The organism is Mesorhizobium sp. M5C.F.Ca.IN.020.29.1.1, from assembly GCF_003997375.1.
Taxonomy (GTDB): Bacteria; Pseudomonadota; Alphaproteobacteria; order Rhizobiales; family Rhizobiaceae; genus Mesorhizobium; species Mesorhizobium wenxiniae.
The window spans coordinates 1-11072 of record NZ_RZSW01000173.1 but is presented as its reverse complement, the minus strand read 5'-3'; the positions used below and the strand labels follow the sequence as shown (position 1 = coordinate 11072).

Below are 11072 nucleotides of genomic sequence, written 5' to 3'. Positions count from 1 at the left end.
GTTGTGGTCCTTCTGTGCCTGGAAATTGACCAGTTCGGAGCCGGCCTTGTCCTCGAACATCAGTTCGTTGTAACCGCCGCCGCCTTTCGACGAGTCGGATTTCCAGCCGGATTGCGTGGCGTTGCCCGGCAGTCCGTAGGGCGGCATTTGGGAGGCGTTGTAGACGCGGCCGGTGATGATCGGCAGATCCGGGTCGCCTTCGATGAAGTCGACGATCACCTCCTGGCCGATGCGCGGGATCTGGATGAAGCCCCAGCCGCTGCCGGCCCAGGTCTGCGAGACCCGCACGAAGCAGGAACTGTTCTGGTCCTTCTTGCCGAGACGGTCCCAGTGGAACTGCACCTTCACCCGTGCATATTTGTCGGTGAATATTTCCTCGCCGGACGGACCGACCACCGTCGCCGTCTGCGGTCCGCGCATGATCGGCCGTGTCGTGACCCGCGGCGGGCGATAGGCCAAGGCGGTCGGCGCCACGCCGAGGATCACCTTGAAGTTCTCGCTTTCGACGTCGGCAAGGGCTCTGTAGCCGGGATCGAACAGCCTGTATTCGGCGCTGACCACCAGATATTCCTGGTTCTGGTCTTCCCTTGGGAAGCCGTCCAGCTTGAACGTGCACCCGGAATACAGGCCGCGCACGGTGCCGACTGCAGCAATGCGCTGGTGCACGGCCTGGATTTCCTCGCGCCGGATCGCGGCCAGGCTGTCGCCGCGGCCGACGTCGAGATGCGCGCCGGGCTGGCGGTAATTCTCGCCCGCGGCCTGCTTGTGGCTGAACGGCTGGGCGGATTTGGCCATCAGGTCGGCGCCCGGCTTCTTGAAATCATAGTCGGTATGGACATAGGCGCCCGGCCGCACCGAACTGCCCGGAATCCATTCGGTGATGTATTCGACATCGCGCCGGGAGCCCTGCCCTTCAAAGTGATAGGGCACCTTTTCATAGCCGGGCGCCGGCTTGAGCTTGTTCATGGCATCGGCGAGCACAAGCGTGTGCTTGCCCTCGTCATGCTCGAAGAAATACAGGATGCCTTCGTGCTCGAGCAGCCGCTGCACGAAATCGAGATCGGTCTCATCGTACTGGACGCAATATTCGCGCTGCGGATAGGACCCCTGCAGGCGCTTCTCGAACTCTGCCGTGCTGTATTTCGAGAAAACCTCCTCCACGATTTCGATGACGCTCATGTTCTGGAAAATGCGGCAATCGGTGGTATTGCCGAGAAACCAGAGCCATGGCCTGACGACGGCTTCGTAGTATGCCAGGCGGTCCTCGATCCGGGTCAGCCGAAACTCGGAGACAAGGCCGCTGAACCAGCGTTTCGGGTCTGATTCACCTTCGACCGAAACAGCACCGCCCAGCATCTTCAGCGGATCGATATCGGGGCTGTTGCTGACGAACCCGACCGTATAGGCCAAACAACGACTGATCTCATCGCGCCCGACAAGATGCGTGAAGGTCAACAGGTCAGCGCCAACCGGCGTCTGCACAACCGTGGCACGTTCGTTCGGCATGGGTCGTGCCCCCTCCCGCCGCTCGTTTCTGCCTGAGCCTAGCACATGTCTTGCACCGACCAAAGGGGACCGTTGGCGACTGCAGCCTGCTCGCCTGCGGAATCATCGACTTGAACGCTTCTGTGCCGCCGCGCTCAGAAATTGCTGGTATAATGGGGTGTCCTGGGTGAGTTTCCAGACAGGATCGACGGCGATTTTGAATGTATATCAGTCTGCAGATCAACAATGTCGTCTCGCTGCCCGCCGGTATGTCGACCGGCTACTCCGCTCGCGATCGCAGCTTTGAAATCGGCCGCGAAGCCTGTGACTGGACCTTGCCCGACCCCGACAAGTTCATCTCCGCCAGACACTGCGAAGTGCGTTACCAGGCAGGCGCGTTCTGGCTGCACGACATCTCGCGCAACGGCACATTCATCAACGGATCGACCCAGCGCATGGCCGGCCCTCACCGGCTCGGTCAAGGCGACCGGTTGCTGATCGGCCGCTATGTCGTCCTGGTTTCGATCGATGACGAGCGCGCCGCGACAGGCCAGCCTCGAAGCAGCCACGGTTCGACGCAGCGGCAAATGCCTGTCGCAACCGGGCGGCCGCGGGAATTCGGAGACCAGCCTTTCTTCGAGCCGGTAGAGCAACGGCCCGGGCAGAGAGCACCGGTGTCGACGTCTTCGCCGCCCGCTCATCTCGCTTCGACGAGAGACGAGGTGCTGCGGGACATCGCGATCGCAGCCGGCATCGCGCCGGAAGTGCTTCAATCGCGTGATCCGCATGAAGTGGCTGCCGAAATCGGCGCGGTGCTGCGGACGGTTGTCGAGGAACTGGCCCTGCTGCTGAAAGCACGTGCGGCTGCCAAAATACTGGCCAAGAGCACACACCGGACGATGATCAGCGCTGCCGACAACAATCCGCTAAAGTTCGTCCCGGGAACCGACGAAATACTCGAAATCATGTTTGCGCGGCGCAGATCCGGCTACCTTGATGCCAGGCACAGTGTCGAAGACGCGTTCCGCGATCTCAAGACGCACGAATTTGCCACCTATGCAGCCATGCAAGCTGCGCTCTCCCGGCTGCTTGACGATTTGTCGCCCGAGGCGATCAGCAAAAAACTCCCGCCGACGTCATTCACCTCGAAGAAGGGCCTGGCCTGGGACGCCTTCGTCGCCAAATGGCGAACCATGGAGGAAGCGCACGAAAACGGGATGCTGGACATATTCCTCGCCTATTTCAGCGAAGCCTATGCCAAAGCCGACAAGCAAAAGTAGACCGAAACCTGGCAGATGCCCCGAAAATCGGATCGGTTTGCTGCGCTTGGCTTCGGCTGCGGAACGGATCACGCACCAACTGGAATGTATCAGGGCGTCGTTGGCGTGCCCAAAGATGCGGCGCTGTAGTTGAGTTGGCGAAGAAAAATCCTTTCGCAGCGCTGCATCTGGTTCCAATCGACCGTTTCTAAGCTTACGATCACTTACGACAGTTCGCCAGCGGGTAAGGCTGATTGACCTGGGGTCTGCGGCACATGTCATGTTACGGCGGGATAGAAAGATATAGCCGACCTTACTCCAGACACTGCCCTCGCCAGCAGCGTATGCATTTCCTGCGCCTGGCCAGGGACCGTTTTGCTCGCCTGTGGCGCACACGCAGCAACCAGGTGTGGACGGACGTTTGGCGATGAGCTCGAAGGACGATCCTTTCGGCCCAGCGGGCAAGACCGTCATTCGCGCACCGCGCCGCGCTGTAAAATCAGCGCCCGCTCCTCAGCGGCCCGTTCCCGACAGCGGGCACCCCGGTCCCTCGCAGGTTAAGGATTCAACGATTTTCGATCCGGGTGTCGGTCGGCATGCACCGCCGGGCTGGACATCGGGAACCGTGATTTATCAGGATGCAGACCCCGGCGCAGCGGCGGCAACCGGCTCCTTTGCGGCGACGCCGGGCATTCAGCAGGACATCCTGTTGCAGGCCACGGACAGCGTCAGATATTCCGCAGCCAATCCTTTCCTCGCCGCGGCCGCGCCTTTGCTGATGCTGTTTGGCCAGCTCAGGCTTATGGCTGTCGAAAGACAGGCGGAGCAGCTGGCGGAACATGTCGCCGAGGCGATCGAAAAATTCGACCGGACAATGGAGAAAGCCGGTGTTCCCGAAGAAGATGCACGGATCGCAAAATTTGCTCTCTGCGAAACCGCTGACGACCTCATCGGCAACCTGCCTTGGCCCAAGCCAGACGCCTGGGCGCAGCACAGCATGCTGTCACAGTTCTTTCACGTCGTGCCCACCGGCTCGGGTTTCTACGCAGCGCTGAACAAGATACTGGCCGCGCCGGAGGCACACTATGATTTGCTTGAACTGATGCATGCCTGCCTGTCGCTGGGGTTCGAAGGCCAGTATCGAGGCCTTGCGCGCGAGGACAACAATCTCGAACGCGTTCGACGCGACGTCTACGAGACGCTTCGCTACTTCAGGGCGCGCGCCGACGACGACATCTCGCCGCACTGGCAAAGCCTGGCGGTGTCCAACCCACAGTCGTCGGCCTGGTTGCCGCTCTGGGTGATTGCGGCGGCTGCGTCGGCGCTGCTGACGGCGGCGTTCTTCGCATTGCGGGTCTTCATTACCAACGAGGGCGATGCCCTTGCCGGCAGGTTGCTGGCGCTCGATCCGTCGACGCCGATCGCCATCGAACGCGCCAGCGTGGCGCCGTCGGCTGCGCCGGTAAAAGTCGCTCCGCCTGTCGCCCCTACCCGTTCCCAGATCGACCGCATCCATGCGGCACTGGCCAAGACTATCGCGCGCGGCGGGCTGAGCGTCGGCACGCAGGGCAGGTTCATCATCGTGGAGATCAACAATGTCCTGCTGTTCCCGTCCGGCGGGGCCGAGATAAATCCGGAGTTTGGACCGATCGCCGCAGACATCGCCGCCGCACTGGAACCGGAGCCTGGACCGATCATGATCGTCGGCCACACAGACAATGTGAAGCCGCGAAAATCGAGCCCGTTCAAATCCAACTTCGACCTTTCAATCGCCCGGGCGAAGTCTGTCGAAGCGATGATGGCGCCGCGGTTCAGCAAGCCTTCCCGGATCACGGTCGACGGCAAGGGCGAAGACGAACCGATCGCCGACAATGCGACGCCGGAAGGCCGCGCCCAGAATCGCCGTGTCGACCTGATGATCCCCAAGGAGGAAACGCTGTGAGCACGGCCATCTGGAAGCGCCTATGACGCGTTGGCTGCTGCGGATATTCAGCGCGATCGCGTTGGCCGGTTTCGCGGCAGCCGTCTGGTTTGCCGGACCATTGATCCGCTTTGCCGACACGCGCCCGCTGGCACCCGTCTGGCTGCGCGTGACGATCATCGGCATGATCGTTGCGATCGTGACGCTCTTCTATGGACTCCGTTTCTGGCAAAAGCGAAAGGCACAAAAAGCGCTCGAGACGATAGTCGCCCGCAACGACGACAGGGATGACGACTCGCAGGTGCTCGAGGCTCGCATGAGTGAGGCCATCGCTGCGCTCAAGCGGTCGAGCGGCAAGCGCAATTTCCTCTACGAGATTCCCTGGTACGTCGTCATCGGCCCACCTGGTGCCGGCAAGACAACGGCGTTGGTCAATTCGGGTCTGAACTTTCCGCTTGCCGGTTCGGGCGACGCCCAGCCGGTGGCCGGCGTTGGCGGCACACGATCCTGCGACTGGTGGTTCACCGATCAGGCGGTGCTGATCGACACCGCCGGACGCTACACCACGCAGGATTCCAATGCGCAGAGCGACAAGAAGAGCTGGCTCGCCTTCTTGTCGCTGCTCAAGCGATACCGCCCCCGGCAACCGATCAACGGGGTTATACTGGCCATCAGCCTTGCCGATCTCATCAGCCTCGATGGTCGGCAGCTTGACGGCCATGTCGTCGAAATACGCAGCCGTCTGCGCGAAATTCACGAAACACTGAAAATCCAGTTCCCGGTCTACCTGCTCTTCACCAAGGCCGACCTTGTCTCCGGTTTCATGGATTATTTTGGCGGCTTCGACGAGCAGCGCCGCTGCAAAGTGTGGGGCGCGACATTCCAGACCGCCGATCGCAGCAAGAACATGGCCGGTGAGGCACCGGCCGAATTCGACGCATTGGCAAAGCGCCTGGCGGAGGAGATCGCCGACCGCCTGCAGGAAGAGGCCGATCCGGTCGCGCGCATAGCCATCTTTGGCTTTCCAGCCCAGTTTGGCGCGCTGAAAGGCCGTATTGCCGATTTCGTCGCCAGCCTGTTCGATCCGGCCCGCAGCCAGGTGAATGTCAGCCTGCGTGGACTGTATTTTTCGTCAGGCACGCAGGAGGGCACGCCGATCGACCAGGTGCTGGGCGCAATCGGCCGCAGTTTCGGCAGCGCTTCTCGCGCCCATCTTTCCGGCACCGGCAAGAGCTTCTTCCTGCATGATCTTCTGACCGGCGTCATTTTCGCGGAATCCGGCTGGGTTTCATACGACAAATCGGCTGAAAGGCGCGCAGCGATCGTCAGGTATGGCGGCCTTGGCGCAATAGCATTGATGGCTGCCGCGGCTCTGGGCACCTTGGCCCTGAGCTTTACGGCCAACAGGTCGCTGATCGCTTCCACCACGCAGGCTGCAAGCCAGTATCGCGAGACGGCGGACCCGCTCCTCAAAAGCACGACCGTCGCCGACGTCGACCTTGAAAACGTCATCGGCCCGCTCGACCAGTTGCGCGAACTGCCGGCCGGGTTCGACACCAGTGACCTGCCGACCCCGATCCAGGAGACGTTCGGTCTCAGTCAGCGGGAAAGACTTCTTTCGGCATCAAAAGCAGCCTACCGGCAAGCGCTGGAGCGCATGTTCCGCTCGCGCCTGCTGCTTCAGGCCGAACGGACGATCCAGGCCAGGATGGCTGATCCCACCTCGCTCTACGAACCGCTGAAGATCTACATGATGCTTGGCGGCAAGGCGCCCAAGGTCGGCGACGAGTTGATCGTGTCCTGGATGAGGCGGGACTGGGAGCAGAACCGGTATCCGGGTGAAAACAACCGCGAGGGACGGGCGCAACTCGAAAAGCATCTGCGGGCCATGCTTGCGCTGGACGATGCCTATGACCCGGTTTTCGAACTCAACCAGCCACTTGTCGAAGCCGCTCAACGCTCGCTCGGACGCATGAGCCTTGCCGATCGTGCCTCTGCCCTGGTGAAGTCGGCGGTCTACGCCGCAGCGCTGGATGATTTTTCCGTGTCCGTCAAAGGCGGCCCGGAAGCGCAGCTGTTGTTCGAGCGTGTCGATGGCGGCGATCTGTCAGGTCTTCGCGTTCCGGGTATCTACACCTATAGCGGCTTCAACGACTTCTATCTCGGACAACTCTCGCGCATTGCGCAGATGCTTGTCGATGACCAGTGGGTTCTCGGCGGCGGCGCCGAGCAAGGCGGCATCGACCAGGAGTTGCCAAAACTCGGTCCCGAACTTGTCGAGCGCTATGGCAGGGAGTTCGCCGCGGCGTGGAACGGCGTTCTCGAAAAGCTGAAGTTCAAGGCAATGCTGGAGGACAAGCCGGACTATATCGCGCTCTCCGCCGCCGCGTCACCAAGCTCGCCAATCGACCAGCTTTTTACCGCGATCGCCGACGAAACAGCGCTGACGCGAGACGCTGGTCCCAGCGAAGAGTCCGGCTCCGGGGCCGAAGCCGGCATGCTTCAAACCGAGCCGCAAAACGCTGCAGATATCGCCAGCGGATTGGCCCGCATCGGCATTCAAATCGCCAGCGGCAAATCGCAAAGCCGGGCCGGCACGGGGTCCGCTCGCGGGCAAAACCAGAACCCCGGGGCGAACATCGAAGCGCAATTCAGATCATTTCAGGCCTTGGTGAACGGTCCCACTGGGCGCCGCCCAATCGATGCACTGACCCAGAATTTCCGCGACATCCATCAAAGCCTGCAATTGGCGGCCGATGTCCCTTCGCAAACGGAACGCGCCAACATGAATCTGCAGCTGCAGATATCCACCCTTCGCGCCAATGTCTCGCGTCTGCCCAAGCAACTCGCCCGAATGGTTACTGCGACCGCCGACGAGCTTGATGGCAATGTCGCAGAAACCTCGCTGACGAATTTGAACCAGATGCTCGACCAGATGGTCACGCGCGCCTGCGAGGCTATGGTCGAGGGCCGTTATCCCTTCGCCAGCGATGGCCCGGAGGATATTGCGATGGCGGATTTCGCAAAACTGTTCGCTCCAGGCGGACTGATGGACCGGTTCTTCGCACAGAATCTCGCATCGCTGATCGACATGACCGGCCAGGACTGGAACTGGAAGCAGGATGCGCGTTTCGGGCGCGACCTGTCGAAGTCGACCTTGAAAAACTTCCAGTTGGCGGCGGAAATCCGCAACGCCTTCTTTCCTTCAGGTGGTTCGGTGCCGTCGGTCAGTGTCACCTTTACGCCGTTTTCACTGCATGGCGATGCCGAGACGGCGATACTCGACGTCGATGGCCAGATCGTCCAAAGCAACCAGGCCGGCAACGCGCCAAGCACGGTGACCTGGCCGAGCGGCATGGCTTCCGCGTCGGCGAGCCTGAGCCTCATTCCGGAGATGCCGGGCCGTGAATCCGCGATCAAGTTCGAAGGTCCGTGGGCACTGAAGCGCCTGCTGGACAAGGCTGAGATCACCAGCACCGGCGGCAACACGCAAGCCCGCTTCGTGATCGGCGGACGCGATGTCGCCTATACGGTCCAGGCCAGTTCGGACCAAATCCCTCTCTTCCTTCCTGCGCTTTCCGGGTTCAGCTGTCCAAAGGCGTTTTGAGATGACCTTTGAATTTTCCAATAGGGTGCGGCTGTCCATCGGCAACAGCTGGGCGGACGTTGATTTCGATACTCTAACGTTCGAGCCTGTGGCAAACTGGCGCGAGCGAGCGCCTGACGGTGCGCCGCAGAGGACGCTTGAGAAGCGCTTGGTGGCAAAGTGAACGATGTCGCCCTCCCCTTTGAAAGCTTCGGCGTCAGCCACAGAGGCTGTGTCCGCGAGCTCAACGAAGACAGCTATCTGGTCGAGCCGGACACCGGCCTGTGGGTGGTGGCCGATGGAATGGGTGGACATGATGCCGGGGAAGTCGCATCGGCCAGCATCGTCGATCATCTGGCAACGATTGGTATTGCAAGCTCCGCACCGGATCTTCGCGCGCGCTTCGAGGACCGGCTGAGCCGGGCCAACGCCGAAATACGCAGGATATCGCAATCCCGCGGCGTGACCATTGGCTCCACTGTCGCCGCCCTGCTGGCTATGGACGGGCGGTTTGCCTGCCTGTGGGCGGGCGACAGTCGCGTCTACCTGATCCGCAACGGCTCGATCTCCCAGATTTCGAGAGACCATACCGAAGTCCAGGAACTTCTCGACAAGGGCATGATCAGCGCAGCCGAGGCGCTCACCTGGCCGCGCCGCAACGTTATCACGCATGCGGTCGGCGTCAGCGACGAGATCGTGATCGATTTCCAGCAAGGCGAAATCACGCCGGGCGACATATTTGTGCTGAGCACCGACGGGCTGACAGCGCATGTCACAGACGCCGAGATCGAGGCGGCGGCGGTGTCGGCGACACCTCAGGCGGCATGCGAAAACCTGCTGCAAATGGTGCTGGCCCGCGGTGGAACAGACAATGTCACGATCGTGCTCGTCAAGATCGGAGACGGGGGCAATGGGGCCTATCCCGGTCCTTCCAGGGCGGAAGGTTGAGGCTGATGAGCGCCGACGACAAGACGCGGATATCGCCTGACGTGGCCACAACAGCCGTAGGCACGCAACTCAGCGGCATCTATGAACTGGACGAGCGGATCGGATTCGGTGGCATGGGCGAAGTCTACCGTGGCCACAACATCCAGACCGGCGACCACGTCGCGATCAAGATCGTATTGCCCGAGTTCGCCCGCGATCAGACGATCCTGTCGCTGTTCCGCAAGGAAGCATCGATCCTCAATCACCTGTCGCACGAAGCGGTCGTGCGATATCACGTCTTCACCATCGACCCAGGCATTGGTCGCCCCTACCTCGCCATGGAATTCGTCGACGGCCAATCGCTGTTCGATATTATGCGACGTGGCCCGATGCCGACGGAAGACGTGCGCAAGCTGTGCCATCGCCTGGCTTCCGGCTTGAGCGCCGTGCACCAGGCGGGAGCAATACACCGCGACCTCTCCCCGGACAACATCATCCTGCCGGGAGGCCGGGTCGATCGCGCAAAGATCATCGATTTTGGTATTGCGCGGTCGGCGACCGTCGGCGGCGAGACGCTGATCGGCGGAAAGTTCGCGGGAAAGTACAACTACGTTTCTCCCGAGCAACTCGGGCTGTACAGCGGCGAAGTCAGCGAGCAATCCGACATCTACAGCCTGGGCCTGGTGCTGGCCGCTGCTCTGCGTGGAAAACCGATCGACATGGGCGGCTCCCAGTACGAGATCGTGGAAAAACGCCGAAGCGTTCCGGACCTATCCGACATCGATGCCGATTTTCGTGGAATTGTTGAGGCCATGCTGCAGCCGGATCCACAGGAACGGCCGATCAGCATGGCGGATATCGCCAGGGCGACACGTGACGACACGGACGAGGAGACAAGGCCGCCAACGTCGACCACACCGCGCGATCGGACGCTGCGAACCGGGGGAACCGCCGCGCCTGGCCCCAAGCTTCCCGGTCCCAAACTTGCCGGTCCTAATATGGCAAGTCAGCCTCCGGCGGCTGCCGGTGAGCAGCGCTTCGTTCCGCATGTCCGGCCGGCGCTTCTGTCCGAGCCAAGGCCTTCGCCAGTTGCCGGTCCTGCTCGCGCGGTCTTGCCAAAGGTCCCTGCAAAGTCGGCCAAGACCCGATCGATCGCGATCGCTGCCTTGGCGACATTGGCTGTCGCGTCGGGTGCAGGTGTTTATCTGGGCGGCCTGATGACGCCTTCCACGCCGACTGCCGGCGATACAGCGTTTTTGTCGCCAAAAGCATCAAAACCGGCCCCGACGGACAGCGCTGCAAGCTCGCCGGGCGACGAACCGGCAAAGTCAGTTCCACCTGAGCAGTCACGAACAGAAGCCACTGCACCGCCAGCCGAAAGTCAGGCAGGTGCCGAGGCGGATCAAAAGCTGGAGCCGGCACGGCCCGCCGAAGTCCTCTCACCATCCGAAGAAACCCCGGAGCGGGCGGCATCCGAGGAAGATTCGGAGCCGGCGGTATCCGCGGAAGACTCGGAGCCGGCGGTATCCGCGGAAAGCTCAGAGCCGGCGGCAGCCGAAGCGCAGCCACCAGTTGAAAGTCAGGCAGGTGCAGCGGCGGATCAAAGCCTGGAGCCGACGCGGCCCGCCGAAGTCCTCTCGCCAACCGAGGACACCCCGGAGCCGGCGGCATCCGAGGACATTTCGGAGCCGGTGGCATCCGAGGATACCTCGGAGCCGGCGGCAGCCGAGGCGCCATCGCCAGCTGAAAATCGGGCAGATGCCGCGGCGGATCAAAAGTTGGAGCCGACACGGCCCGCCGAAGTCCTTTCGCCAACCGAGGAAACCCCGGAGCCGGTTCCGCCGCACATCCAGGTCGCGCCGATGCCGCCGGCCGACAAGGCTTCGCCCCCAGC

The 11072-nt window shown here is 61.9% G+C and carries 6 protein-coding genes; 5 read left to right on the top strand and 1 reads right to left on the bottom strand.

The window, feature by feature from the left end:
- A partial coding sequence (locus tag EOA85_RS15800; RefSeq protein WP_164759687.1) for a type VI secretion system tip protein VgrG occupies positions 1 to 1506 on the bottom strand: 1506 nt, incomplete at its 3' end.
- Positions 1507 to 1706: 200 nt separating this feature from the next.
- Between EOA85_RS15800 and tagH the strand changes: the two genes are divergently transcribed.
- From tagH to EOA85_RS15775, 5 genes are all read left to right on the top strand, one after another.
- Positions 1707 to 2765: a type VI secretion system-associated FHA domain protein TagH gene (tagH, locus tag EOA85_RS15795; RefSeq protein ID WP_127210210.1), complete on the top strand. Its 1059-nt coding sequence runs from the start codon at positions 1707 to 1709 to the stop codon at positions 2763 to 2765.
- A gap of 406 nt (positions 2766 to 3171) precedes the next feature.
- Positions 3172 to 4686, top strand: a complete 1515-nt coding sequence (tssL, locus tag EOA85_RS15790) for a type VI secretion system protein TssL, long form (RefSeq protein ID WP_127210208.1) — start codon at positions 3172 to 3174, stop codon at positions 4684 to 4686.
- Positions 4687 to 4708: 22 nt separating this feature from the next.
- Positions 4709 to 8272, top strand: a complete 3564-nt coding sequence (tssM, locus tag EOA85_RS15785; RefSeq protein WP_127210206.1) for a type VI secretion system membrane subunit TssM — start codon at positions 4709 to 4711, stop codon at positions 8270 to 8272.
- A 159-nt stretch (positions 8273 to 8431) separates the two neighbouring features.
- A complete protein-coding gene (locus tag EOA85_RS15780; protein WP_127210204.1) occupies positions 8432 to 9199 on the top strand; it encodes a protein phosphatase 2C domain-containing protein in 768 nt (255 codons plus the stop codon).
- A gap of 5 nt (positions 9200 to 9204) precedes the next feature.
- Positions 9205 to 11072: serine/threonine-protein kinase (locus EOA85_RS15775; protein WP_164759686.1), on the top strand; the 1868-nt coding region annotated here is incomplete at its 3' end.

Excerpts from the sequence above, each read along its gene's own strand:
- tagH (WP_127210210.1), top strand. The coding sequence starts at position 1,707 with ATGTATATCAGTCTGCAGATCAACAATGTCGTCTCGCTGCCCGCCGGT.
- tssL (WP_127210208.1), top strand. The coding sequence starts at position 3,172 with ATGAGCTCGAAGGACGATCCTTTCGGCCCAGCGGGCAAGACCGTCATT.
- tssM (WP_127210206.1), top strand. The coding sequence starts at position 4,709 with ATGACGCGTTGGCTGCTGCGGATATTCAGCGCGATCGCGTTGGCCGGT.